Source organism: Stenotrophomonas sp. 93052_Sma, from assembly GCF_056481145.1.
Window position 1 is genome coordinate 1,657,854 of record NZ_CM151134.1, and the last position, 22,534, is coordinate 1,680,387.

The 22,534-nt window shown below is 66.4% G+C and carries 25 protein-coding genes, 1 tRNA gene, 2 pseudogenes and 1 riboswitch; of the genes and pseudogenes, 16 read left to right on the plus strand and 12 right to left on the minus strand.

Going from position 1 to position 22,534, the window contains the following annotated elements; genetic code table 11:
* Window positions 1-109: 109 nt before the first annotated feature.
* The 3 genes and pseudogenes from ACZK2V_RS07810 to ACZK2V_RS07820 all read right to left on the minus strand — a co-directional run.
* Window positions 110-418, minus strand: a pseudogene (locus ACZK2V_RS07810) (hypothetical protein); the annotation flags it as partial.
* 61 nt (window positions 419-479) lie between these two features.
* Window positions 480-680, minus strand: coding sequence for a hypothetical protein (locus ACZK2V_RS07815; protein WP_032128925.1), 201 nt, complete (start codon window positions 678-680; stop codon window positions 480-482).
* 88 nt (window positions 681-768) lie between these two features.
* Window positions 769-1,845: an alpha/beta hydrolase family protein gene (locus tag ACZK2V_RS07820; protein WP_486323085.1), complete on the minus strand. Its 1,077-nt coding sequence runs from the start codon at window positions 1,843-1,845 to the stop codon at window positions 769-771.
* A gap of 261 nt (window positions 1,846-2,106) precedes the next feature.
* Between ACZK2V_RS07820 and ACZK2V_RS07825 the strand changes: the two genes are divergently transcribed.
* Window positions 2,107-2,619, plus strand: a complete 513-nt coding sequence (locus ACZK2V_RS07825; protein ID WP_486323086.1) for a P-loop nucleotide/nucleoside kinase family protein — start codon at window positions 2,107-2,109, stop codon at window positions 2,617-2,619.
* Window positions 2,620-2,715: 96 nt separating this feature from the next.
* Window positions 2,716-3,549 (plus strand): AraC family transcriptional regulator, encoded by an 834-nt coding sequence (locus tag ACZK2V_RS07830; protein ID WP_486323087.1) that lies wholly within the window; start codon window positions 2,716-2,718, stop codon window positions 3,547-3,549.
* Window positions 3,550-3,552: 3 nt separating this feature from the next.
* Here ACZK2V_RS07830 and crcB read toward each other — a convergent pair whose 3' ends face one another.
* A complete protein-coding gene (gene crcB, locus ACZK2V_RS07835; RefSeq protein ID WP_486323088.1) occupies window positions 3,553-3,945 on the minus strand; it encodes a fluoride efflux transporter CrcB in 393 nt (130 codons plus the stop codon).
* Between the two features lie 82 nt (window positions 3,946-4,027).
* Window positions 4,028-4,091, minus strand: a riboswitch (Fluoride riboswitch).
* A gap of 22 nt (window positions 4,092-4,113) precedes the next feature.
* Window positions 4,114-4,515, minus strand: a complete 402-nt coding sequence (locus ACZK2V_RS07840; RefSeq protein WP_010486043.1) for a transcriptional regulator — start codon at window positions 4,513-4,515, stop codon at window positions 4,114-4,116.
* 111 nt (window positions 4,516-4,626) lie between these two features.
* On the opposite strand from ACZK2V_RS07840, the gene ACZK2V_RS07845 reads away from it, so the two are divergent.
* Window positions 4,627-4,836, plus strand: coding sequence for a helix-turn-helix domain-containing protein (locus ACZK2V_RS07845; protein ID WP_486323089.1), 210 nt, complete (start codon window positions 4,627-4,629; stop codon window positions 4,834-4,836).
* A gap of 353 nt (window positions 4,837-5,189) precedes the next feature.
* Window positions 5,190-5,426 carry a hypothetical protein gene (locus ACZK2V_RS07850; RefSeq protein ID WP_032128931.1) on the plus strand — a complete coding sequence of 79 codons (237 nt, stop codon included), beginning with the start codon at window positions 5,190-5,192 and terminating at the stop codon, window positions 5,424-5,426.
* A 1-nt stretch (window position 5,427) separates the two neighbouring features.
* Here the strand turns inward: ACZK2V_RS07850 and ACZK2V_RS07855 are convergent, their stop codons facing one another.
* Window positions 5,428-6,477: a 4Fe-4S dicluster domain-containing protein gene (locus ACZK2V_RS07855; protein WP_121503772.1), complete on the minus strand. Its 1,050-nt coding sequence runs from the start codon at window positions 6,475-6,477 to the stop codon at window positions 5,428-5,430.
* Window positions 6,474-6,761, minus strand: a complete 288-nt coding sequence (locus ACZK2V_RS07860; RefSeq protein ID WP_010486039.1) for a hypothetical protein — start codon at window positions 6,759-6,761, stop codon at window positions 6,474-6,476. The genes ACZK2V_RS07855 and ACZK2V_RS07860 overlap by 4 nt, the downstream gene beginning before the upstream one ends.
* A gap of 179 nt (window positions 6,762-6,940) precedes the next feature.
* Between ACZK2V_RS07860 and ACZK2V_RS07865 the strand changes: the two genes are divergently transcribed.
* Together ACZK2V_RS07865 and hemN are read left to right on the plus strand one after the other, a co-directional pair.
* Window positions 6,941-7,381 carry a group III truncated hemoglobin gene (locus tag ACZK2V_RS07865; RefSeq protein ID WP_032128934.1) on the plus strand — a complete coding sequence of 147 codons (441 nt, stop codon included), beginning with the start codon at window positions 6,941-6,943 and terminating at the stop codon, window positions 7,379-7,381.
* Window positions 7,382-7,425: 44 nt separating this feature from the next.
* On the plus strand, window positions 7,426-8,835 hold the full coding sequence (gene hemN, locus ACZK2V_RS07870) for an oxygen-independent coproporphyrinogen III oxidase (protein WP_049399964.1): 1,410 nt from the start codon (window positions 7,426-7,428) through the stop codon (window positions 8,833-8,835).
* A 23-nt stretch (window positions 8,836-8,858) separates the two neighbouring features.
* Here hemN and ACZK2V_RS07875 read toward each other — a convergent pair.
* Window positions 8,859-8,945: transfer RNA gene (locus ACZK2V_RS07875), tRNA-Leu, on the minus strand.
* Window positions 8,946-9,076: 131 nt separating this feature from the next.
* On the opposite strand from ACZK2V_RS07875, the gene ACZK2V_RS07880 reads away from it, so the two are divergent.
* The 4 genes from ACZK2V_RS07880 to ACZK2V_RS07895 all read left to right on the plus strand — a co-directional run bounded on the left by ACZK2V_RS07880 (window position 9,077) and on the right by ACZK2V_RS07895 (window position 13,240).
* Window positions 9,077-9,511 (plus strand): BLUF domain-containing protein, encoded by a 435-nt coding sequence (locus ACZK2V_RS07880; RefSeq protein WP_032128935.1) that lies wholly within the window; start codon window positions 9,077-9,079, stop codon window positions 9,509-9,511.
* A 142-nt stretch (window positions 9,512-9,653) separates the two neighbouring features.
* On the plus strand, window positions 9,654-10,940 hold the full coding sequence (locus ACZK2V_RS07885) for a nucleotide sugar dehydrogenase (RefSeq protein ID WP_032128936.1): 1,287 nt from the start codon (window positions 9,654-9,656) through the stop codon (window positions 10,938-10,940).
* 55 nt (window positions 10,941-10,995) lie between these two features.
* Window positions 10,996-12,618 (plus strand): FMN-binding glutamate synthase family protein, encoded by a 1,623-nt coding sequence (locus ACZK2V_RS07890; RefSeq protein WP_049420983.1) that lies wholly within the window; start codon window positions 10,996-10,998, stop codon window positions 12,616-12,618.
* 160 nt (window positions 12,619-12,778) lie between these two features.
* Window positions 12,779-13,240, plus strand: coding sequence for a GNAT family N-acetyltransferase (locus ACZK2V_RS07895; protein WP_049399957.1), 462 nt, complete (start codon window positions 12,779-12,781; stop codon window positions 13,238-13,240).
* 128 nt (window positions 13,241-13,368) lie between these two features.
* On the opposite strand, the gene ACZK2V_RS07900 is transcribed toward ACZK2V_RS07895, so the two are convergent.
* Both ACZK2V_RS07900 and ACZK2V_RS07905 read right to left on the minus strand, forming a co-directional pair.
* A complete protein-coding gene (locus ACZK2V_RS07900) occupies window positions 13,369-14,616 on the minus strand; it encodes a TIGR03862 family flavoprotein (RefSeq protein WP_486323090.1) in 1,248 nt (415 codons plus the stop codon).
* Window positions 14,603-15,037, minus strand: coding sequence for an FKBP-type peptidyl-prolyl cis-trans isomerase (locus ACZK2V_RS07905; protein ID WP_049421508.1), 435 nt, complete (start codon window positions 15,035-15,037; stop codon window positions 14,603-14,605). Before ACZK2V_RS07905 ends, ACZK2V_RS07900 begins: the two co-directional genes overlap by 14 nt.
* Before the next feature lie 70 nt (window positions 15,038-15,107).
* Here ACZK2V_RS07905 and ACZK2V_RS07910 point away from each other — a divergent pair, with 70 nt between their 5' ends.
* The 4 genes and pseudogenes from ACZK2V_RS07910 (at window position 15,108) to ACZK2V_RS07925 (ending at window position 18,407) form a co-directional block, all read left to right on the plus strand.
* A complete protein-coding gene (locus ACZK2V_RS07910; protein ID WP_121503769.1) occupies window positions 15,108-15,473 on the plus strand; it encodes a DUF6164 family protein in 366 nt (121 codons plus the stop codon).
* 384 nt (window positions 15,474-15,857) lie between these two features.
* Complete coding sequence (locus ACZK2V_RS07915) at window positions 15,858-16,625, plus strand: sulfurtransferase (protein ID WP_032128941.1); 768 nt, start codon at window positions 15,858-15,860, stop codon at window positions 16,623-16,625.
* A 222-nt stretch (window positions 16,626-16,847) separates the two neighbouring features.
* Window positions 16,848-17,841, plus strand: a pseudogene (locus tag ACZK2V_RS07920) (LLM class flavin-dependent oxidoreductase).
* Window positions 17,842-17,909: 68 nt separating this feature from the next.
* A complete protein-coding gene (locus ACZK2V_RS07925; RefSeq protein WP_049400371.1) occupies window positions 17,910-18,407 on the plus strand; it encodes a pyridoxamine 5'-phosphate oxidase family protein in 498 nt (165 codons plus the stop codon).
* Between the two features lie 92 nt (window positions 18,408-18,499).
* On the opposite strand, the gene ACZK2V_RS07930 is transcribed toward ACZK2V_RS07925, so the two are convergent.
* Both ACZK2V_RS07930 and ACZK2V_RS07935 read right to left on the minus strand, forming a co-directional pair.
* The gene (locus ACZK2V_RS07930) at window positions 18,500-19,159 is read right to left on the minus strand and encodes an exopolysaccharide biosynthesis protein (protein ID WP_049421506.1); all 660 of its coding nucleotides are present in this window, start codon (window positions 19,157-19,159) and stop codon (window positions 18,500-18,502) included.
* Window positions 19,143-20,447 (minus strand): hemolysin family protein, encoded by a 1,305-nt coding sequence (locus ACZK2V_RS07935; protein WP_049421505.1) that lies wholly within the window; start codon window positions 20,445-20,447, stop codon window positions 19,143-19,145. Before ACZK2V_RS07935 ends, ACZK2V_RS07930 begins: the two co-directional genes overlap by 17 nt.
* Before the next feature lie 292 nt (window positions 20,448-20,739).
* Here ACZK2V_RS07935 and ACZK2V_RS07940 point away from each other — a divergent pair, with 292 nt between their 5' ends.
* Complete coding sequence (locus ACZK2V_RS07940; protein WP_004152833.1) at window positions 20,740-21,366, plus strand: DUF47 domain-containing protein; 627 nt, start codon at window positions 20,740-20,742, stop codon at window positions 21,364-21,366.
* A gap of 13 nt (window positions 21,367-21,379) precedes the next feature.
* Complete coding sequence (locus tag ACZK2V_RS07945) at window positions 21,380-22,501, plus strand: inorganic phosphate transporter (RefSeq protein ID WP_486323091.1); 1,122 nt, start codon at window positions 21,380-21,382, stop codon at window positions 22,499-22,501.
* The last annotated feature ends 33 nt before the right edge of the window (window positions 22,502-22,534 follow it).

Below are 22,534 nucleotides of genomic sequence, written 5' to 3' on the forward strand. Positions count from 1 at the left end.
CAATGCCGGTGATCGGCGTGCCGGCGATGGCCTGCGTATCGTTCGGGCGCATCAGCCATGCACGCGCGCGCAGCGCCGGGCGATCGTCATGGCGCAGCGTGGCTTCGACCAGTTCGATGGTGCGACCACCGCGCAGCACCTGTACGTCGGCCTCCATCGCTTCGATCGGAATGGTGCCGAGGATGTCGTAGGACAGGCGCGCGATCAGAAAACCGTGCCCACGCGCTGCGGCGTCGCGTTCCAGGTGGTGCGCCAGCAGCCCGATCGCAGGTGCGATGTGTTGTTCGCGGATGTTCCAGGCGCCGCCCGTGTGTTCGGTCGGCAGGTAGCGGGTGTCGCTCAGTCGTTCGAAGAAGGCCATCGTATGCGTTGTGTCAGCAGGGAGGGGAGGCGGCAGATGCTGCGCGGGTCCCTGCATCGTAAGCGTTTGGCAGCGTGGCCGGCTGAGCCGGCTCCCGCAGGAGCCGGCCGGATGCCGGTCAGGAGGACTGGCAATCCATTTCGCGGCACATCTTGTACTGGGCCAGGCATTCTGCGGGTGTCTTGGCCAGTGGGCCTGAAGTTGCGCGCAGACAATATTCGTACTGCTGGCTGCAGAATTCACAGGGGCCTGCGGCGAAGGCCAGCCCGGTCACGGCCATGCCAAGGAACATCACGGTCTTCAAGGTCGTCTTGATCATCACGTCAGTCCTTTGTGTGCCCGTCAATGGGCCCGGCCACCATAGCAGTCCTTATGGCGCGCCCCTGATGCGCTGCGAAACGTTGAGCTCAACGCTGGATTGCCTTCAAGGCGTCGACAACCTGTGCTTCAGAAAAGCCACAATGCCCTTCGCCCACCGGCGGCAGCACGCGCGGCAATGGTCGCGCGCCGGCCTGTGCGGCCATCTGCGGATACACCGCCTGCATGTGCGGCACGATGGTGGGATCGTTGTTGTTGAACTGGACCGCCAGCGGTCGCTTCAACGCGCCGCTCAGTGCCAGCTTCGCGCGGACATCGGCCTGTGCCGCAGGCACGGGAGCGATGCGCTGCACGCCGGCATTGAACGCGGCGTCGTCACCGAATCCGCTGTACACCACACCAAGGTTGCCGGCCGGCATGCCGCCGCTGCGCGTGGCCAGTTCATGCAGGACCAGCGTGTGCAGGCTGATTGTCCCGGCCAGTGCATCCGGAGCGACCTGCAGTCGCTTGGCGAGCATGTCGGCATGCTGGGGATTCCGTTGCAGCGCGTCGGCGATGCCCTGATAGAGCACTCCCTGCGGCAGCACGGCCGCTTCATGCGAAGCCAGTCCGGTGGCCGGCAGGCCTGCAGCGTTGGGGAAAAAGTAATCGAAGGCGACCAGCGTGGTCAGCAGATCTGCGGCGATCTGTTCGCCACTGAGATTGGCACCGCACAGCGAGACGCCACCCGTGTAGTGCTGCGGGTAGCGCTCGAGGCTGGCGAGTGCCACCGCGCCGCCCATCGAGAATCCGAGCAGCCAGGTGTGGCGCACGCGCTTGAGTTCGCCCAGCGCGTGCTGGCGCAGGCGCTCCATGTCGGTGATCGCATCGGCCACTGCCCAGCCCTGGCTCGCATAGGCACTCTGCGCGACGGCGTAGCCTGCGGACAGCAGCGTTGCGGTGCTGTCATTGGCGGTCATCGGCGTAGTGCGTGGCACGCCCACCGGCTCGTAGCCGTGCGCCAGCATCACCAGGTCGCCGTTCCAGTCAGCCGGCACGTCCAGGCGCCAGGGTGCGCCCTGCAGCTCACCGCTGAGCATGCGTGGTGCCGTGGGGGGCGCAGCCAGCAGCGATGCCGCAGGCAGCAGAAGGCCGAGGGCGAGGGCGCATCGAAGCAAGGGTCGCATCGTGGTCATTCCATGCGGGAATCGCGCCGAGCATAGATCCCCGCAAAACCTTGCGCGCGCTGCACTGCCGCAGGGGATTGCCCGCCGGCCAGGCTGCGCTCTACGCTGGCGGCATGGTCCTGCACAGCACCGCGTCGATTATCCGCATTCCCCACGGGAAGGCGGGATAGCGCGCGGTCGCCACGGCCATGCAACCCGCCCGGGAAGGCGGGTTGCATGCGGCGCTCTCCCGGGTACTGGAATCCATCAAGGAGAACGCAGATGCATCATCTTTCATCGACCGACAATGCGCCGACCCTGCACCTGGTGTGCGGCAAGATCGGTGCCGGCAAATCCACCCTGTCGCAGCAGCTGGCGGCGCAGCCACGTCATGTGCTGATCAGCGAGGACGCCTGGCTGGCCGCGCTGTATCCCGACCAGATCCACTCCGTTGCCGATTACCTGCAGCGCGCGGCCGCGCTGCGCGGAGCGCTGACGCAGCATGTATGCGCGATCCTGCAGGCCGGCGTTTCGGTCGTGCTCGACGTTCCGTTCAATACGCGGGCCGCCCGTGCATGGGGCCGAGAACTGTTCGAGTCGGCCGGTGTTGCCCACCAGCTGCATTTTCTCGATGTTGCCGACGCCATCTGCAAGGCGCGGTTGCGTGCCCGCAATGCACGCGGTGAGCACCCGTTCCAGGCCAGCGATGAAGCCTTCGATCAGATCACCCGCCACTTCGTGGCACCTGCGCCGGAGGAGGGCTTCGTGGTGATCCGTCATGCACAAGATGCTTGAGGGCGCGGAGAGGGCGCCGTTCAGTCGACCATTAAGGTGGCGATTCCGATACGATCTGTCGCATTGAGCTCGCCTCGCTTGACCCGGAGTCCCGTCATGGTCGATCGTCTCGCCATCCTGCTCGAACGCTTCGCGGTCACCGCCTCGGTGTTCCATGCCGGCGCGCTGTGCGGCATCAACACCCTGCAGGGGGAGGATGAGGCCGGCCAGTTGCATCTGGTGCGGCGCGGCCCGCTGCAGGTCAGTCATGGCCAGCAGACTGTGCAGGTCGAGGTGCCCAGCCTGCTGCTGTATCCGCGGCCGATGCCGCACCGCTTCAGTACCGACCCGCAGCACGGCGCCGACATGGCCTGCGCCAACCTGCATTTCGAAGGTGGCCCGCTCAATCCGATCAGCGCGGCACTGCCGGATTTCATCTGCCTGCCGCTGGCGGATCTGTACGGCGGCCACGCGGCGCTGGAACTGCTGTTCGAAGAGGCGTTCGAGCAGCGTTGCGGGCGGGCGGCGATGGTCAACCGGCTGTTCGAGGTGGTGATGATCCAGGTGCTGCGCCAGCTGATGGAAGGCGGCGAGATGCGTGGCGGCCTGTTCGCCGGGCTGGGTCATCCGCGGCTGCGGTTGGCGCTGGTGGCGATGCATGAAGCGCCGGCGCAGGCGTGGACGCTGGAGGACCTGGCCGAAGTGGCCGGCATGTCACGCAGCGTGTTCGCCGCCAGCTTCCGCGAGGCGATGGGCACCACGCCGGGCCAGTACCTGCAGGGCTGGCGGGTGGGGTTGGCGCAGCAGGCACTGCGCCAGGGGCGGCCGCTGAAGCGGATTGCCGATGATGTGGGCTATGGCAGCGAAGCGGCGCTGTCGCGCGCGTTCAAGGCGCACACCGGGCAGTCGCCGCGGGAATGGCGGGGACAGGCCCGTGCCAGTGCGGCCTGAGCGTCAGCCGAGCACCAGCCGGGCCAGCTTCATCCCACCGAACAGGCCGGCCAGGCCCAGTGCCACCGAGCCGCCGGCATACAGTGCCGCCAGCCCATGCTGGCCACGCTGCAGCAGCAGGCCGATCTCCAGCGCATAGGTGGAAAACGTGGTGTAGCCGCCGAGGATGCCGGTGGCCAGCAGCAGGCGCAGCTGCGGCGAGGCGCCATTGCGCATCGCGAAGACCTCGACCACCACGCCCATCAGCAGGGCGCCGCTGACGTTGATCAGGAAGGTCGACCAGGGCCAGGGACTGCCGACGGCCACCCGCGCGCCGATCAGGTTGCAGGCATGGCGCAGGCAGGCACCGATGCCGCCTCCGACGAAGACCAGGAAACAATTGTTCAGTGTTTGCATGGCGTGCCTCGAATGCGGGTTCGCAGGGTCAATGGCGAACGCCGAGGGCAGGCACGACCTGCCGTCGACGAACACCGGGTTCGTCCTGGCAGGAGCCATCAGCCTTCTCAGGCGGTTATCGGGGGAGCCCCATCCCCATCGCGGTCCATGCTACCAGCGGCGGTGCATTCACGTCATCGAGGTCGTCAGCACGCGGGCGACCTTGCTGCGGCTGAAGCCATCCATCAGCAGTTCGAACGCGAGCAGATCCAACGCTGCATGGCGGCGATGGTCGATCTCCAGCCCGTTCTCGGCCACCAGGTGACTGACCAGCTCGTAGGCGTCCTGCCAGACATCCAGATGGGCCTGGCTGGGGATGTAGGCACTGCCAGGCTCACCGACGCCGAGCCCGCTGACCCCGTACAGCAGCTCGCGTGCGTCCAGCTTGGCCGCATCGGCGATGCGGAACAGCTGTTCGGCTTTCACGTGCGAGGCGCTCACGTGGTCGTTGAGCCAGTTGCTGATGGTTGCTGTCGTTGATTTGGCGGCGCGTGCCAGATCGGCCGGGCGTGGGTGCCCGGCTTTCTTCATGGCTGCCGCGAGTCGTTGGCCGAGAGTATTCATCTATGCAAGCCAGCTTAACGCGTGGATTGCGAAGAAGCCTTGTCGCAAGAATCAGTCTGGTTAACAGAAGGACCGACCGTGACCGAATTCTGGAGCAAGCGGCAGGTGCGCACCCGGCTGGGATTCCAGACCGATGCCGAACTGGCCCGCTTCTTTGGCATCAGCCGTGCCGCAGTGTCGCAATGGCCGAAGGATTTCCCGATTCCGGCCCTGCGGCAGTACATCCTGCATCAGCGCTATCCGAACCTGTTCCCCACGACAGAAGCGTCGGCGGGCGAATCCATCTGACTTGCGCCGCCTTTTGTCGCATTTAGCGCGCTAAGCGCAATTTGCTAAGTATGCTTAGCAAAATAGGCAAGATCGATCGATCTGAGGGTCACAATCGGCGCCATCTACTGGAGTCATCGGTCCATGGTTCCCGCGGCCTGTCGGCTTCACCCCATCCGGGGGCCCCGGGGTCCCGTATGTAGTTTCGTGAACGATTAATAATTTCAATCACGAAAGTCGCTGCATGTAATTGACCTGTCGTGAAATCTATGACTAATTGGAGTCAACCAAGCGTGAAGCCTGGGAGTCTTTCAGTAGCACGCAAGTGAGTCGGTAGACCGTCAACAATGCAGAACAAGTCCAACGGAGGTCGTATGGAATACGGCATGCATGGCTTGGCTGAACGGGTACGCCGCGAACTGGAAGCCAGTTACCACAAACACGGATGCGGTCCGGCGTTCTGGGATACCTACCAGCAGGTGCTGGACCGTCTGGTCCCGCAGGGGACCGAGCGTACCGAAGTCACCAACGAAATGGCGCTGATCATCGAACAGCTGGGCATCGTCCGGCGTGCGCAGCTTGTGCCGCCGCACGCCAGCGGGTCGCGTTGATTCAGAGCAGGCGCCAGGCGCCGCAGGCAAGCAGCGCCAGCAACAAGGACAGCAGCGCCAACGTCCGGGGTCGCCACAGGCGCTTCGGTTGTCCGGCCATTGCCTGCGGACTGCAGTAGCGCACCAGCGCCGGACCGAAACCGGCCCGGTGCTGCTGTTGTGCGCAGGCCTCCAGGCAGGCACCGCAGGCCAGGCAATCGGCTTGCGGTCCCTGTCGGATGTCCAGTTGCATCGGGCAGGCAATGACGCAGGCCGCGCAATCGGTGCAATCACCCAGACGGTCGGCGCTGAAGGTCGGCATCGGTCCAGCCAGCAGCGGATGCGCGGCGCGGAATACGTAGTCCTGCGCAGTGGTCGGGTCGAGCAGGCCGCGGCCACGGCCCAGCACCCCGCCGAGCCCGGATGGACGTGGCCCGCGCGGCTCACCGCGACGGGCGTCGTACAGCATGCGCGGCGTATGCGGATCGGTCAGCAGTGGTTGCATGCGTGCGAACGGGCACAGCGAACGGCAGACCTGCTCGCGCAGGAAACCGGCGTTTCCCCAGGTGGCAGCGGCATAGAACAGTACCCAGAACGTTTCCCAGCCGCTCCAGCCAGCGTTTGGCGCGGCGGCCAGCAAGCCGGTGATCGGGCTGAACAGGCCGACGAAGGTAATGCCGGTCCACACTGACAGCAGTCCCCAGGCAAGCTGGGTGACCGGGCGTACAGCAGGTGCCGGCAGCATGCGGGCCGCGCTGCGGGCGATCCAGTCGAAGGCGCGCCGCCACAGCGTCTGCGGGCAGGCATGGCCGCACCAGATGCGTCCGGCGAGGTGGGTAAGCAGCGCCAGGCCGACGGCCAGTACCGCCAGCAGGCCGATCAGTACGCCGACGTCGCCGGGCCACAGGGTCCAGCCGAACAGGTCGAATCGCCGCGCGTTGATGTCCAGCAGCAGCGCCTGGCGGCCCTCCCAGCGCAGCCACGGCAGTGCGTAGAACAGCGCCAGCAGGGCGGCGCTGAGCGTGCCGCGCCAGTGCCAGGGACGGGGAGTCCGGGTACATGACGTGCTCATCCCAGCGGCAGCTCGTCGTCGTCATCGCTCGGCATGGGCCGCTGCAGGTACCAGGTGACCGCGCTGGACAGTGCCGTCACCGACCAGAACATGAAGAATCCCGCCGTGTAGCCCAGTTCGCGGCTGATTGCGGTGCCCGGGAAACTGATGGCCTGCAGGCGCAATGGATCGACGAAGGCGAAGAACACCACGCTGGCCACGCCGGCGGCGATGAAGCTGGGCCAGAGGATGGCGCCCCACTGCTGGATCAGCCGCTGGCGGCGGTTGGGAGAAGGTCTGTTCATGCTGTCCCGGATCGAAAAGTGGGCGGCGCGTATACTTCGCCAGGGTCGGCGCCGCATCCGCAGGGCATGCTTCCTGCAAGCGTGCCAGCCTAGGCGCAGCGGACTGCGCCGACATTGATCTGGATCAACGGTGGTGATGGCCGGGTGCGGCACACTGCCGGCACGCTTTGGGTACCCCGATGAACGCAACACCGCCGCCTGTCCTCCCCGTCGCCTCGCCCGAGTTGTGCACCGAGCAGGAAGTGACCCGCCTGGTTCACGACTTCTATGCCCGCGTGCGCGAGGAAGAGCGGCTGGGGCCGGTGTTCGGCGCGCACGTCCACGATTGGCCCGAGCACCTGGCGCAGCTGGTCGACTTCTGGTCGGCGATGCTGCGCGGCACCCGCCGGTTCAAGGGCTCGCCGATGTCCAAGCACATGGCCATCGAGCTGGACAAGGACCTGTTCGACCGCTGGCTGGTGCTGTTCCGGATCACCACCGCCGAATGCAACAACCCGCCGATGCAGGAGCTGGCCAACGACGTGGCCGCGCGCATCGGTGACACCTTCTGGAAGCGCTACCAGATGCTGCGCTGGCCGCAGGTCGGCCTGCCGGTGCTGGGCATCCCTGCCAAGGATTGATCTGGGTCAAGGCGGCGCAGGCCGCCCGGCGCGATGCTGGCGGCATGGACACGTTCTCTCCCGCCGCTGGTGGCCTGGCCTGGACCTTCGACCCCGATCTTCTGCGCCGGCACGACCGGCCGGGCCCGCGCTACACCTCGTACCCGACCGCGCCGCATTTCCATGATGGCTTCGACGCGCCGGCGCTGCGCCAGGCGATCGCCGACAGCAACCAACTGGCCCGCGCGCTGTCGTTGTACGTGCATGTGCCGTTCTGTTCCAGCCCCTGCTTCTACTGCGGCTGCAACCGGGTGATCACCCGTGATCGCGGTCGTGGCCACAGCTACGTCTCACGCGTGCTGGCCGAGGCCGACCTGCTGGCGCCGCAGTTCGATGACGGCCGTGAAGTGATCCAGCTGCACCTGGGCGGTGGTACGCCGAACTTCCTCGATGCCGAAGCGATGACCACGCTGGTGGAAGGATTGCGCCGGCGCTTCGATTTCAGTGATTCGCCGCAGCGCGATTTCTCGATCGAACTCGATCCGCGCTTCATCGACACCCGCGACGTCGCCATGCTGGCGCGGCTGGGCTTCAACCGGGCCAGCCTGGGCGTGCAGGATTTCGATCCGCAGGTGCAGGAATCGATCAACCGCGTGCAGGGCGTGCAGCAGACGCTGGACATCCTGCGCGCCTGCCGCGACAGCGGCATGCGATCGGTCAACGTCGACCTGATCTATGGGTTGCCGGGACAGAGCCTGGAAGGCTTCGGTCGCACCCTCGAGCTGGTGCTGGCGCTGCGCCCGGACCGCCTGGCGGTCTACGGCTACGCGCATCTGCCGCATCTGTTCCGCGCACAGAAGCAGATCGACGAAAGCTGTTTGCCGTCGCCGGAAGACAAGCTGGCGCTGCTGGGCCTGGCGGTGGAGAAGCTCTCCGCGGCGGGCTACCAGTACATCGGCATGGATCACTTTGCGTTGCCGGAAGAGGATCTGTCGCGCGCACAACGCGCCGGCCAGCTGCATCGCAACTTCATGGGCTATACCACCCACGCCGATACCGATCTGCTCGGCCTGGGCGTGAGTGCGATCAGCCACATCGGTGCCACCTACAGCCAGAATCCGCGCGACCTGCCGTCGTGGGAGGACGCGGTGGACCAGGGCCAGTTGCCGGTCTGGCGCGGCGTGGCGTTGAGTGCCGACGACCAGTTGCGCGCGGAACTGATCCAGCAGCTGATGTGCCAGGGCGAGGTGGATGGCGTGCTGCTGGGGCAGCGTCACGGCGTGGATTTCGAGCAGTACTTTGCCGAGGATCTGCGTTCGGTACAGCGGCTGCAGGAAGACGGCCTGGCCGAATACCGCGATGGCGTGGTGCGTGCCAGTGAACCCGGGCGACCGCTGCTGCGGTTGCTGGCGATGTGCTTTGACCCGTATCTGCGTGCCGCGCACGAGCAACCACGTTATTCGCGGGCGATCTGAAAGCGGGACGTGCTGCGTGCGTGTGGTGCCCGGAGCCGGAATCGAACCGGCATGACCTTGCGGTCGGCGGATTTTAAGTCCGATGCGTCTACCAGTTTCGCCATCCGGGCCTGCAGCGCGGGGCCGATTGTAGCCCACCTGCGGTTCCGCAACCGGATTGCATCATGGCCGCGGTGTGCTTAACTGTCGATCGCATTCATGTCATAGTCCCTGCCATCGTTCCCAGGGGGGGAGCCACCTGATGTCGCTGCACGCGATTGCCTATGCCAGTGAGGCCCGCGCCGATCTGCAGACAACCGATCTTGACCGCCTGCTGGCCGACGCCACGGCATTCAATCGTGTAGCCGGTGTCACCGGCGTGCTGATGTTCGACGGAGCGCGCTTCCTGCAGTATCTCGAGGGCCCGGAGGACGGCATCGATTCGGTGTTCCAGCGCATCCTCAATGCGCGCAGCCACGGGCAGCTGAAAGTGTTGTGCCGTGCCCCCGTAGTGCAGCGCGCATTTCCGCGCTGGTCGATGGGCACGCGGCGGATCGAACCGGAGCTGCTGGCACAGATCGTCGACGCCGCGTGGCCCGGCTTCCTGCTTGGCAGCGGTGGATTCGAGCGCCTGCTGCAGGCCTGGACCGGCGCCGACGGCGAACTGGAACCGGCCGCGGTGGCGTTGGGGTCCTGAGCCCGCCTTGGCGGCAGGGCGCCGGGGCCGGTAGGCTGTAGCCTTTCTGGCGCAGGTTTTCCGGAGTGGTGCAGCAGATGAGTGTGTTGGCCGAGGCCATGGCAGCGTATGTGCGATCGCATCCGTTGCGCGGGATGTGCCGATGAGTGCGCCGGTAGCGGCGGCCAGCGCACCCCGGTTTGCGGTGATCGGCCTGGGCTACGTCGGCCTGCCGTTGGCGGTGGCGTTTGGCCGGCAGTGGCCGACGTTGGGTTTCGATATCGATGCCGGTCGCATCGCCGAGCTGCGCAACGGCCAGGACCACACGCTGGAAATGGAATCCGACGAGCTTGCCAGTGCGCAGCTGCTGCAGTACGGCAGCGATCCGGCACTGCTCGATGCCTGCAACGTCTACATCGTCACCGTGCCGACCCCGATCGATGCTTACGAGCAGCCCGACCTGGAGCCCCTGCGTTCGGCGACACGGCTGATTGCCAGTCATCTTCGCGCCGGCGACCTGGTGATCTACGAGTCCACGGTCTACCCCGGTACCACCGAGGAAGTGTGCGTGCCGCTGCTGGAGCAGGGTTCGGGCCTGCGCTTCAACGAAGACTTCTATTGCGGCTACAGCCCGGAACGGGTCAGCCCCGGCGACCGCCAGCGGCGCCTGGCCGACATCCGCAAGATCACTTCCGGCTCGACACCGGAAGTTGCTGCGGTGATTGATGGTCTGTACCAGCGCATCATCGCCGCCGGTACCTTCCCGGCACCGTCGATGCGGGTGGCCGAAGCGGCCAAGGTGGTCGAGAACATCCAGCGCGACGTCAACATTGCGCTGGTCAATGAGCTGGCCCTGATCTTCGACAGGCTGGGCATCGATACCCAGGACGTACTGGACGCCGCCGGTAGCAAGTGGAATTTCCTGCCGTTCCGGCCGGGGCTGGTCGGCGGCCATTGCATCGGTGTGGACCCGTACTATCTGCTGCACAAGTCCGAGAGCGTGGGCTATCACCCGGACCTGATCCACACCGCACGACAGGTCAACAACCGCGTCGGCGAGCACGTGGCGGCGCGGGTGCTGGCGATGCTGGCCGAGCGTGGCCGTGCGCCGGCGGACGCACGCATCCTGGTACTGGGCGTGACCTTCAAGGAGGATTGCCCGGACCTGCGCAACAGCCGCGCGCTGGAGCTGGCGCAACGCCTGCGCGATGCCGGTGCGCAGGTGGAGGTCAGCGACCCCTGGGTCGGCCCGGCGGCGTTGACCGGCGAGGGCCTGGATTGGCTGGCCGATCCCGGGGCGGGGTGTTATGACGCGGTGGTGCTGGCGGTGGCCCACGCCCGTTTCAAGGCGATGGATGAATCCGCAATCCGGGGCCTGCTGGCGCCGGGAGGCCTGGTCTACGACGTGAAATCGGCCTGGCCGCGCAACGTGGTTGACGATCGCTTGTAAGCCTTGGCAGCGGGCGGCGCGGTAGACTCGGGGGCAGTTGCAACCGAGGAAAGCCATGCACCGGTATATCGTCTACCTGCTCGCCATCCTGATGTTCCCGATATGCCTGTGGCTGGCCACGATCTGGCCGGCCTGGTATTGGGGCGTCGGCCTGACTGCCGCGATGGTGGCGCTGGGGACCTGGGACCTGCTGCAGAAGCGCAGCACGCTGCGCCGCAACTATCCGGTGATGGCGCACTTCCGCTACGGGCTGGAATCGATCGGCCCGGAGATCCGCCAGTACTTCGTGCAGAGCGACCTGGAAGACGTGCCGTTCTCGCGCCAGCAGCGTGCACTGATCTACCAGCGCGCCAAGAACGAGATGGACACGGTGCCGTTCGGCACCCTGCGCAGCACCTATGCGGTGGATTACGAGTGGATCAACCATTCGCTGGCACCGACCGCCATCGCCAAGCATGACTTCCGTGTGTTGATCGGCCCGAACTGTGCCAAGCCTTATTCGGCCAGCGTGTTCAACATCTCGGCGATGAGCTTCGGTTCGCTGTCGGCCAATGCCATCCGCGCGCTGAACGAAGGCGCACGCCGCGGTGGCTTCTATCACGACACCGGCGAAGGTTCGATCTCGCCCTACCACCGCGAGATGGGCGGCGACCTGGTGTGGGAGATCGGCTCGGGCTACTTCGGTTGCCGTGACGAGAAGGGCGGTTTCAGCGAGGAACGCTTCGTTGCCAATGCCACCCATGATCAGGTCAAGATGATCGAGATCAAGCTGTCGCAGGGCGCCAAGCCCGGCCACGGTGGCGTGCTGCCGGCGCCAAAGGTGACCGCCGAGATCTCGGTGACGCGTGGCGTGCCGATGGGTGTGGACTGCGTGTCACCGTCGCGTCACTCGGCGTTCTCGACGCCGGTCGAGCTGCTGCAGTTCGTTGCACGCCTGCGCGAGCTGTCCGGTGGCAAGCCGGTCGGTTTCAAGCTGGCCATCGGCCACCCGTGGGAGTGGTTCGGCATTGCCAAGGCGATGCAGGAAACCGGGCTGCTGCCGGACTTCATCGTGGTCGACGGCGCCGAGGGTGGCACGGGTGCGGCACCGGCGGAGTTCGTCGACCATGTCGGCGTGCCGATGCACGAAGCGCTGCTGTTGGTGCACAACACCCTGGTCGGCCTGGATCTGCGCGATCGCATCCGCATCGGTGCGGCCGGCAAGATCACCAGCGCGTTCGACATCGCGCGGACCATCGCGCTGGGGGCTGACTGGTGCAATGCCGGCCGAGGCTTCATGTTCGCGCTGGGCTGCATCCAATCACTGAGCTGCCATACCGACAAGTGCCCGACCGGCATCGCGACCCAGGACCCTGCACGCTGGAAGCATCTGGATGCACCGGACAAGGCCACCCGTGTGTACAGCTACCACGAGCACACGCTGCACGCCCTGAAGGAGCTGCTGTGTGCGGCGGGCCTGAACGATCCGGCCGAGCTGGGGCCGGAGCACATCCTGCGCCGCGTCTCACCGGTGGAAATCCGTTCGCTGGCCTCGCTGTACCGCTACCTGGAACCAGGCGAACTGCTGCACAAGGTGCCCGACCATGCGGTGTTCCATGCGTTCTGGGCCGATGCACGCAGCGACTCGTTCCAGCCGCCGCCGAAGATCCAGGCGCTGCGCGCCAGCAAGTCGCGGTAACCGTTGCTGTAGCATCGAGCCATGCTCGATTGCCTTTCGATCAGGCGTCGAGATTAACGATTCTGTAGAGTCGAGTCTTGCTCGACTGCCTTTCAATCAGACATCGCGATGTTGGAACAAAGAACAGCCGAGCATGGGCTCGGCTCTACAAGGAGGCGTCATGCAGTTCAGGACCGGCACCATGGATGATGTGGCCAGGCTGTGGGCCCTGCGTACGCGCTGCGTGCGCGAGACCTGCAGCAGTCATTACCCTCCCGAGGTCATCGCGCCCTGGTCTGCCTCGCCGCCACCGTCGCAGTACGCGCGGCTGTTGTCGCAGGGGGGCTGCGTGGTGGCCGAGGACGGGCAGGGTGTCCTGCTCGGGTTCGGCGTGTTTGATACCGATGCCAACGAGGTTGATGCGTTGTTCGTCGATCCGGATCGCGGCGGCAAGGGCATCGGCCAGGCGCTGATGCAGCGCCTGCTGGCGATGGCCGATCGTGATCGTGAGGTAGTGCTGTCGGCCTCGCTCAACGCCGTGCCGTTCTATCAACGGCACGGGTTCATCAGCGTGCGCGAAGAGACCTATCCGCATCCCAGTGGCGTGGCGCTGGCCTCGGTGAGCATGCGCCGGCCGTGGTGATGTAGCGTCGAGCTTGCTCGACTGCTCTTGTAGAGTCGAGCTTGCTCGACTGCTGTTGATTCAAGCCAAGTGTGGCTCGGCTCTACAGCGCGAAGCAGTCGAGCAAGCTCGACTCTACCGGGCCAGTCCTACCGCCCGGCCAACCACTCGATCACACCCTCGGCCACACGCAGGCCACTGGCGTAGCACGCGGTCAGCAGGTAGCCACCTGTCGGCGCCTCCCAGTCCAGCATCTCGCCGGCACAGAACACGCCGGGCACTGCCCGCAGCATCAGGCCATCATCCAGCGCATCCAGGCGCACGCCACCGGCGGTGCTGATCACCTCGGCCATCGGCCGGGGGCGCAGCAGGCGCAGGGGCAGGCGCTTGAGCGTAGCTGCCACGGCAGGCAGATCGTTGCCCGCTTCCTTGCCTAGCATCTCGAACACCAGTGCGGCTTTCACTGCATCCAGGCCGGCCTGGCGGCGCAGGTGCTCGCCGAAACTGCGACCCTTGCGCGGGCGTGACAGGTCGGCCAGCAGGCGTGCTTCATCGCGGCCCGGTACCAGGTCCAGCCACAGCATCGCGTGGCCATCGCGGTTGATGGTCTCGCGCAGGTCTGCGGCCAATGCGTAGATCAGGCTGCCTTCGATGCCGTACTCGCTGGCCACGCACTCGCCCTGCAGCGACTGCGGTTGTCCCGCCAGGTCCAGCCAGTGCGCGATCACCGGCTTCAACGGTGCGCCGGCATTGCGCTGGGCGAAGAACGGCGTCCAGTCCACGTCGAAACCGCAGTTGGCTGACTGCAGCGGTGCGATGTCCACGCCACGTGCCTGCAGTGGCGAGACCCAGGCGCCGTCGCTGCCCAGCTGCGGCCAGCTGCCGCCGCCCATGGCCAGCACGGTAGCATCGGCATGCACTTCAACGGCGCCGTCTTCGGTTTCAAATCGCAGGGCGCCGTCGTCGCTCCATCCGATCCAGCGGTGGTTGGCGTGCAGGCGCACACCCTGTTCTTTCAGGCGGCGCACCCAGCCGCGCAGCAGTGGGGCTGCCTTGCGGTCGACCGGGAACACGCGGCCGGAGCTGCCCACATAGGTCTCCACGCCAAAGCCGGCAGCCCAGTCGCGTAGCGCCTGCGCGTCGAAGCCGTCCAGCCAGCGTCCCACGGTAGAGGCCTGCTCGCGGTAGCGGCTGTCGAACAGCGGCCGCGGATCGGAATGGGTGAGGTTGAGCCCGCCCTTGCCGGCGATCAGAAACTTGCGGCCGGGCGAACCCTTGGCCTCGTACAGGTCGACCTCCAGCCCAGCGGCGCGCAGGCGCTCGGCGGCGAACAGGCCGGCCGGGCCGCCGCCGATGACAGCGACCCGTGGAGGCGTTGCGGCATTACGGTTTGACATCGAGCAGCTCGACATCGAACACCAGCGACGAGCCGGCCGGGATCGGGCCAACCCGGCGGTCGCCGTAGCCGTAGTCCGGCGGGATCATCAGGGTGCGCTTGCCGCCGACCTTCATGCCGGCCACGCCCTCATCCCAGCCGCGGATGACCTGGCCGGCGCCGAGCGCAAAGGTGAACGGTTCGCCACGGCTGACCGAGCTGTCGAAGGTCTTGCCGTGCTTGGTTTCGGTGCGGTTGTCGTAGATCCAGCCGGTGTAGTGCACGGTGACCTTGTTGCCGGCAACGGCTTCGGCGCCGGTACCCGGGACGGTATCGATGCGCTCGAAGGTGGTCAGGGTGCCACCCGGCGGTGGGCCGGACGGTTCGGTCGAGCAGCCAACGGCGGCGAGGGACAGCAGCAGGGGAAGCAGCAGGCGGCGCATCGGGCGTCTCCGGAAGGGCGCAGGGCGAGGGCGGCAAGGGTAGCGCATCGGCGCCGGGTATCATGGGGGCATGGCAAAACTCCTGCTCAATCTGCGCAATGTCGGCGACGACGAATACGCCGATGTCTGCACGCTGCTCGACCAGCACGGCATCGCCTGGTATCGCACCGAACCCAGCCCCTGGGGCATTTCCAACGGCGGCCTGTGGCTGCGCGAGGACACCGATCATCCGCGTGCAAAGGCGCTGATGGCGGAGTACCAGGCCGAACGCGGGCCGCGCATCCGTGCCGAGCGCGAGCAGGCCTTGCGCGAGGGGACGGCGGAGACCTTCGGCAGCCTGTTCCGGCGCCGGCCGGTGTATGTGGTGCTGGTGCTGCTGGCGATGGCCGGTGCGGCGGCGCTGGTGCTGCTGCCGTTCGTGCTGTTGCGGGGGTAAGGGGGGCTTCTGGCCGGGTTGCACCCGGCACCCGCTAGTGCCGGCCGCTGGCCGGCAACAGCAAAAGCAACAGCAACAGCAGGCAATCCGTGGTGGGCAGGCCGGTGTGGGCAGGCGGGACACGCCGTAAACCCCGCTCCGCGGCCCGGCCCAGCCGTTGGCGGCTGTGCGTTCGGGCGCTTGCGAAGCAGTGCTTCGCCAGCAAAGCGCCCTCACCCTTGGGGGCTCGATGGCGCCATCCATGGCGCCAACGGTCCCGCCTGCCCACACCGCCCTGCCTCTGACAAGTTCTGGGTACCTGCCGGGGGGCGGATTCCTCTGCCGCGCAGAGGGCTCTGACCCCCTGAATCTGTCTGTGTGGGCGGGAGGCGCTAAAATGGCGGCATGATCGCCAATACCGCTGCCTACCATTTCGCCGTCATCGACGCCCCCCAGGCCCTGTGCGACCAGCTGCTGGCGCGTGCCGAGGCGGCGCAGCTGCGCGGCACGATCCTGGTGGCGGGCGAGGGGTTGAACCTGTTCCTGGCGGGTGCGCCGGAGGCGGTCGAAAGTTTCTATGCCGCGCTGCATGCCGATGCGCGCTTTGCCGATATGCGGGTCAAGACCAGCCTGAGCGAGCATCAGCCGTTCGCGCGGCTGAAGGCCAAGGTGAAGGACGAGATCATCAGCTTCCGCCGTGATGACGGCCAGCCGCTGGAGTATCCGCGTGCACCGGCGGTCGATCCGGCTACGGTGCAGCGCTGGTTGCGGCAGGGGCATGATGACGCCGGCAAGCCGGTGGTCATGCTCGATACGCGCAACCAGCAGGAAGTGGAGTACGGCACCTTCAAGGATGCGCTGGTGCTGCCCATCCACAAGTTCACCGACCTGCCCGAGGCATTGGCGCCGCACCGCGAAGCGCTGAAGGACAGCACCGTGGTCAGTTTCTGCACCGGCGGCATCCGCTGCGAGAAGGCCGCGCTGTGGATGGTCAACGATGGCATGGACAATGTGCTGCAGCTCGACGGCGGCATCCTCGGCTACTTCGAGGAGGTGGGCGGCGAAGGTTACGAAGGCCGCTGCTTCGTGTTCGACGAGCGCGTGGCGCTGGATGCCGAGCTGAAGCCTATGGTCGACCAGCCGCTGCCGGAGCCGCGCCCCAGCGCGTTCTGACGCTTCCTTGGTAGAGCCGGCCGCTGGCCGGCTGCGAAGCGATCTACCTGTATGCCGGCCAGCGGCCGGCACTACCAATCGCGCTTGGCGCGGATCAGGGCACCCCGGATCGGTCCGGCGGGCCCTGAACCCGTCCCACGGGAATCAGCATCCCGCCACCGTCACTGGCCGCCGCGCCCGACCGACCCCATGCATGGGGGATCCTGTGACGGAAAACCGCTGATGATCCCGTTGTCGATCCTTGACCTGGCCCCGGTCTGCGAGGGCAGTGACACCACCGCTGCCTTCGCCAACATGCTGGAACTGGCCCAGCACGCCGATGCGCTGGGCTACCGCCGCTACTGGCTGGCCGAACACCACAACATGCCCGGCATCGCCAGCGCGGCCACCGCCGTGCTGATCGGTCACGTGGCGGGTGGCACAAAGCGCATCCGCGTCGGTGCCGGCGGCATCATGCTGCCCAACCATGCGCCGCTGCAGGTGGCCGAGCAGTTCGGCACGCTCGCCTCGCTGTATCCGGACCGCATCGACCTCGGCCTGGGCCGTGCGCCGGGCACCGATCAGCCGACCGCGCGTGCACTGCGCCGCTATTTCGACAGCGCCGACCAGTTCCCGCAGGACGTGCGCGAGCTGCTGCATTACTTCGAACCGGTACAGCCCGGGCAGGCGGTGCAGGCGGTTCCGGGTGGTGGCCTGCGGGTGCCGACCTGGATCCTCGGTTCCAGCCTGTTCGGTGCGCGCATGGCCGCGTCGATGGGCCTGCCATACGCGTTCGCCTCGCACTTCGCACCGGACGTGATGGACGAAGCGCTGGCGGTGTACCGCCGCGAATTCCGCCCCTCGGCCACGCTGAAGCAGCCGCACGCGATGCTGGCCCTGAACGTCGTTGCCAGCGACAGCGAAGCCGAATCGCGGCGCCTGTTCACCAGCCAGCAGCAGAGTTTCGTGAACCTGCGTCGTGGCCGACCGGGCAAGATTCCGGCACCCATCGACGACATCGAGTCCTTCTGGGAGCCGCACGAAAAAGTGGGCGTGGAGCGGGCACTGGCCTGCACCGTGCTGGGAGATCCGCAGCAGGTGGCGGAAGGCATCGCCGCGTTTGTCGAGCGCCACACGCCGGACGAGCTGATGCTCACCGCCAACCTGTATGACCACCGCGCGCCTGCGCTCGTTCGAACTGGCGATGCAGGCCTGGCACGCCCGCCACGCGGGCTGAACAATTGCGTCACGGCCCATTGCGGCCGAACCGCGTCTGATGGGGGCTCATATCGAAGGAGCCCCCACATGGCCGACACCCGCGCCGAACACATTGCCCAACTGGCAGAACTGATCAAGGACGTGGAGGTGGCGATGTTCACCACCACCGGCGTCGACGGCCGCCTCTACAGCCGGCCGCTTGCCACCCAGCAGGTCACCTTCGACGGCGATCTGTGGTTCGTCATCACTGCCGACAGCCCGAAGGTGGCCGAGATTGCGCTCGACCCGCGCGTCAACGTGGCCTATGCCTCGCCATCGAAGAACACCTATGTGTCGGTGGCCGGGCGCGCGCGCGTGGTTGATGATCGCGCGAAGATCGAGGAACTGTGGTCGCCGGCGATGAAGCTGTTCTTCCCGGGCGGCAAGGACGACCCGAACCTGCGCCTGATCCAGGTGCGGGCCGACTCGGCCGAGTACTGGGATGGACCGGGCACGCTGCTGGGCACAGCGCTGAGTTTCGTGTTGTCGGCAGTGCAGGACGAACCGGCGGCGTTGGCCGACAACGGATTCATCGACCTTCGATGATGGCCGATGTCCAGTATTGGTAGTGCCGGCCGCTGGCCGGCAAACCTGGAAACGTGGCAGCCGGCCAGCGGCCGGCTCTACCGGATTCCGGCTCAGAACCAGCGCTGGAACAGTTCCACCGTGTAGCCCACCAGCTGCCCCGAACTGAAACCGAAGAACGCGATCGCCGCCAGCGCCGCGATCCAGTTGAACAGCATCAGTGCGCCATCGCGTTCCAGCAGCGCCAGCGAGAACAGCAGCAGCTGGAAGCCGAACAGGAAGTTGGTGAACGGAATCGGCAACGACAGCAGCAGGCCCAGCAACACCAGCAGCAGGCCGCTGAAGGCATGCGCCGGCAGGGGTGTCAGCAGCTGCGGCAGGCGCGGCTTCAGCATCTTGTCCAGGCGCCGCAGCGGGCGATCGATGCGGTCCAGGAAACGGTGCATGGTGCTGCGCTTCGGTCCGCGTCGGGCAATGAAGCCAGGCAGCCAGGGCCGGCGAAGGCAGCACAGCATCTGCAGGCCGATCAGGATCACCAGCGGGCCGCTGACCGCCCCACCCATGCCCGGAATAGGAATGAACGAGGGCAGGATCGCCACGAACAGGAACACGCCGAACGCGCCCTGCTGCAGGTTGCACAGGATCTGGCCGAGCGGCATGTGCTCGGCCGGGTCGCCGGAGGCGAACATCTCCAGCAGGGTCCGGATGCCCTCGTTACGGTAGGCCGGGCGCTCCGCGCCCGGACCCCGGCCGGCCTCAGGCGGTGAGCTCATCGGCGTGCTCGTCGGACAACGTGCGCAGCAGCAGCTTGTCCACGCGCGCACCATCCAGGTCAACCACTTCGAAGCGCCAGCCCGCCCAGTCGAAGTACTCGCCTGCGTGCGGAATGCGGCCGAAGTAATGGATGCACATGCCGGCCAGCGTGTAGTAGTCGCCGTCCTCGGCGTCGGGCAGGTCGTTGCTGCCGATCAGTTCGCGCACGTCTTCGATCGGCAGCGAGCCGTCCACCAGCAGCGAGCCGTCTTCGCGGGTCACCACCAGCGCGTCCTCGTCGGCGTTCTCCACCGCCTGCAGGCGGCCGACCACCGCGCCCATCAGGTCGCTGATGGTCACCAGGCCCTGGATCTCGCCGTACTCGTCCACCACCAGTGCCATCGACTGCTGTTCCTCGCGGAAGATTTCCAGCAGCTTCATCGCGTGGGTCGATTCGGAGACGTACAGGGGTTCGCGCAGGGTCTGGAACAGCGCGTTGTCGCCGCGCGCCATGCGCGTGGCCAGCGATTTCAGTTCGAGCACGCCGACCACGTCCATGTCGTTGTCGCGGTACACCGGGTACCGGGAGAACTCGTGTTCGGCCATGATTTCCAGGTTGCGCTCCAGCCCGGCCTGAGTATCCAGCCACGCGATGCGGTTGCGCGGGGTCATCAGGCTGTCGGCGGTGCGGTCGCCAAGGCGCATGACGCGGTTCATCATGTCGCGCTCGTGGGCATCGATCACGCCGGCCTCGTGGCTTTCGGCGACCAGCATGCGGATCTCTTCTTCGGTCACCGAGGCGACTTCATCCTTGCCCAGGCCGAACAGGCGCAGCACCAGCTGGGTGGTCCTGGACAGCAGCCAGACGAAGGGCAGGGCCAGCTTGGCCAGCCAGCTCATCGGCATCGCCACCAGGCCGGCAATGGCCTCCGAGCGGGTCAGTGCCAGGCGCTTGGGCACCAGTTCGCCGAAGATCAGCGTGATGAAGGTGATCAGGCTGACCGCCAGCGTGGTACCGACGTTGCCGGCGTAGGCAAAGCCTGGCATCAGGCCCTGGATCCAGCCGGCGAAGGCTTCACCCAGTGCTTCACCACCGAGGTAGCCGGTCAGCACGCCGATCACGGTGATGCCGATCTGCACAGTGGACAGGAAGCTCTCCGGCTTCTCCGACAGCTCCAGCGCCTTGGCGGCACGCTTGGAGGTGGCGGCCATCTGCTTCAGGCGGCTCTTGCGCGAGGTCATGACCGACATCTCGGACATGGCGAAGAAGCCGTTCAGCAGAACAAGCGCGAAGACAATCAGGATCATTTCAAACACGGGCGTCGTCCCCGGTTGGTGGCAGGGAGGGCGGGTGCTTGCGATGGCGGCAGGCGCTCAGGAACGGGGTCCGGCGCGGCGCTGGGGGATAAGGGTCGTCGTCCATAAGGTGCGCCCGAAGGCGCGCTGGCATCTTAGCAAAGGGGCGTGGCAGGGTGGCAACCGCCTGTTCAGGTTGGGGCTTCCAGAGCCCCGGAAGGGGGCAGGGATACCCGTGATGGTCATCTAGCCGTCATAATTCCGTCTGGTGCCGTCCTTCCCGCGACGGCTGACAGGTTTCTCAATGTTCTCTCTGCAGACCATTTTCGGTTCCGGCAAACAGTTCTACACCCTGCTCGATGAGGCTGCCGTCGCGGCTTCCGACGCCGCCAAGGCGCTGCATTCCATGCTGCGCGAGGCCGACCGCCAGCCCGCGCTGGACGCCTTCAAACTGGCCCGCCTGCGCGAACGCGCGGCCTCGGACAAGATCAGCCAGGCGCTGGTGGACAGCTTCATGACCCCGATCGAGCGCGAAGACATCGAAGCGCTGGGCTCGGCGCTGTACAAGATTCCGAAGCAGATCGAGAAGTTCGCCGATCGCTATTCGCTGGCCACGACCCACCTGGAGCACATCGACTTCGCGCCGCGCGCGGCGATGCTGGAACAGGCTGCCGGCGTGGTGGTGGAGATGGTGGCCGACCTGCGCCACATGAACCTGGACCGGATGACCGCTCTCAACGAGAAGCTGCGTTCGCTGGAGAACGAGGCCGACCGCCTGATGCTCGAGCTGTACCGCGACATCTACTCGGGCCGCCTGGACAACCTGCAGATGTTCCTGCTGAAGGAATTCTTCGAGATCCTGGAAAAGGCCATCGATCGCTGCCGCGAGGCCGGCGTGGTGGCGTACCAGATCGTGTTGAAGAACAGCTGACGGACGCCGCCGCATGTTGACCCTTGTCCTGGTGGTGATCCTGGCCGCGCTCGTCTTCGAGTTCATCAACGGCTTCCACGACACCGCCAACTCCATTGCCACCGTGGTGGCGACCAAGGTGCTCTCGCCCGGCTGGGCGGTGATGCTGGCCGCCTTCATGAACCTCATCGGTGCACTGACCGGTACCGCGGTGGCGCTGACCATCGCTTCGGGCCTGCTCAACACCAACGTGGTCGACGTCACCCCGCAGGTGATCCTGTGCGCCCTGCTGGGCGGCATCATCTGGAACCTGATCACCTGGTGGAAGGGGCTGCCTTCCTCGTCCTCGCACGCCCTGATCGGTGGCCTCTGCGGCGCCGGCCTGGCCGCTGCCCACAACAACTGGGACGCCCTGATCTGGTCCGAGCGCCTGGGCAGCTGGGCGCAGAACAAGGGCCTGCTGTGGAAGGTGTTCGTGCCGATGATCACCTCGCCGATCGCCGGCTTCCTGCTCGGCATCGTGGTGATGGTGCTGCTGTGGGGCCTGATTGCCGGCCTGGCCAGGATCGGTGGTGCCATCGGTCGTCTGGCCCGCCCGCGCATCGTCAATGCCTTCTTCGGCAAGGCGCAGATCGCCTCGGCGGCCTACATGGGCTTTGCCCACGGCCACAACGACGCGCAGAAGACCATGGGCATCATCGCCATGACCCTGATCGGTGCCGAAGCCACCGGTGCGCTGGATGACCTGCCGTCGTGGCTGGCCTTCATGCACCCGGACGCCAGCGCCGGTGACGGCATCGCGATGTGGATCGTGCTGACCTGTGCGGTGGTGATGGCGGCCGGTACTGCCTCGGGCGGCTGGAAGATCATCAAGACCCTGGGTCACAAGATGGTCAAGCTGCACCCGATCCACGGCTTCGCCGCGGAGACCAGCTCGGCCACCATCCTGACCCTGGCCGCCCACTTCGGCATGCCGGTCTCGACCACGCACAGCATCTCCACCGCGATCATGGGCGTCGGCTTCGCCAAGAACCCGCGCTCGCTGAAGTTCGGCGTCATCGAACGCATCGTCTGGGCCTGGATCCTGACCATCCCGGCCGCAGGTGGTTGTGCGTACCTGATCCTGAAGCTGTTCCAACTGTTCGGCTGGACCTGATGCCAGCGGCTTTGGGGTCAGAGCCCTTTCCCT

Bases quoted from the DNA above. Each gene is read 5' to 3' on its own strand.
- ACZK2V_RS07815 (WP_032128925.1), bottom strand. From the start codon at position 680: ATGATCAAGACGACCTTGAAGACCGTGATGTTCCTTGGCATGGCCGTG.
- ACZK2V_RS07820 (WP_486323085.1), bottom strand. From the start codon at position 1,845: ATGCGACCCTTGCTTCGATGCGCCCTCGCCCTCGGCCTTCTGCTGCCT.
- ACZK2V_RS07825 (WP_486323086.1), top strand. From the start codon at position 2,107: ATGCATCATCTTTCATCGACCGACAATGCGCCGACCCTGCACCTGGTG.
- ACZK2V_RS07830 (WP_486323087.1), top strand. From the start codon at position 2,716: ATGGTCGATCGTCTCGCCATCCTGCTCGAACGCTTCGCGGTCACCGCC.
- crcB (WP_486323088.1), bottom strand. From the start codon at position 3,945: ATGCAAACACTGAACAATTGTTTCCTGGTCTTCGTCGGAGGCGGCATC.
- ACZK2V_RS07840 (WP_010486043.1), bottom strand. From the start codon at position 4,515: ATGAAGAAAGCCGGGCACCCACGCCCGGCCGATCTGGCACGCGCCGCC.
- ACZK2V_RS07850 (WP_032128931.1), top strand. From the start codon at position 5,190: ATGGAATACGGCATGCATGGCTTGGCTGAACGGGTACGCCGCGAACTG.
- ACZK2V_RS07855 (WP_121503772.1), bottom strand. From the start codon at position 6,477: ATGAGCACGTCATGTACCCGGACTCCCCGTCCCTGGCACTGGCGCGGC.
- ACZK2V_RS07860 (WP_010486039.1), bottom strand. From the start codon at position 6,761: ATGAACAGACCTTCTCCCAACCGCCGCCAGCGGCTGATCCAGCAGTGG.
- ACZK2V_RS07865 (WP_032128934.1), top strand. From the start codon at position 6,941: ATGAACGCAACACCGCCGCCTGTCCTCCCCGTCGCCTCGCCCGAGTTG.
- hemN (WP_049399964.1), top strand. From the start codon at position 7,426: ATGGACACGTTCTCTCCCGCCGCTGGTGGCCTGGCCTGGACCTTCGAC.
- ACZK2V_RS07880 (WP_032128935.1), top strand. From the start codon at position 9,077: ATGTCGCTGCACGCGATTGCCTATGCCAGTGAGGCCCGCGCCGATCTG.
- ACZK2V_RS07885 (WP_032128936.1), top strand. From the start codon at position 9,654: ATGAGTGCGCCGGTAGCGGCGGCCAGCGCACCCCGGTTTGCGGTGATC.
- ACZK2V_RS07890 (WP_049420983.1), top strand. From the start codon at position 10,996: ATGCACCGGTATATCGTCTACCTGCTCGCCATCCTGATGTTCCCGATA.
- ACZK2V_RS07895 (WP_049399957.1), top strand. From the start codon at position 12,779: ATGCAGTTCAGGACCGGCACCATGGATGATGTGGCCAGGCTGTGGGCC.
- ACZK2V_RS07900 (WP_486323090.1), bottom strand. From the start codon at position 14,616: ATGTCAAACCGTAATGCCGCAACGCCTCCACGGGTCGCTGTCATCGGC.
- ACZK2V_RS07905 (WP_049421508.1), bottom strand. From the start codon at position 15,037: ATGCGCCGCCTGCTGCTTCCCCTGCTGCTGTCCCTCGCCGCCGTTGGC.
- ACZK2V_RS07910 (WP_121503769.1), top strand. From the start codon at position 15,108: ATGGCAAAACTCCTGCTCAATCTGCGCAATGTCGGCGACGACGAATAC.
- ACZK2V_RS07915 (WP_032128941.1), top strand. From the start codon at position 15,858: ATGATCGCCAATACCGCTGCCTACCATTTCGCCGTCATCGACGCCCCC.
- ACZK2V_RS07925 (WP_049400371.1), top strand. From the start codon at position 17,910: ATGGCCGACACCCGCGCCGAACACATTGCCCAACTGGCAGAACTGATC.
- ACZK2V_RS07930 (WP_049421506.1), bottom strand. From the start codon at position 19,159: ATGAGCTCACCGCCTGAGGCCGGCCGGGGTCCGGGCGCGGAGCGCCCG.
- ACZK2V_RS07935 (WP_049421505.1), bottom strand. From the start codon at position 20,447: ATGATCCTGATTGTCTTCGCGCTTGTTCTGCTGAACGGCTTCTTCGCC.
- ACZK2V_RS07940 (WP_004152833.1), top strand. From the start codon at position 20,740: ATGTTCTCTCTGCAGACCATTTTCGGTTCCGGCAAACAGTTCTACACC.
- ACZK2V_RS07945 (WP_486323091.1), top strand. From the start codon at position 21,380: ATGTTGACCCTTGTCCTGGTGGTGATCCTGGCCGCGCTCGTCTTCGAG.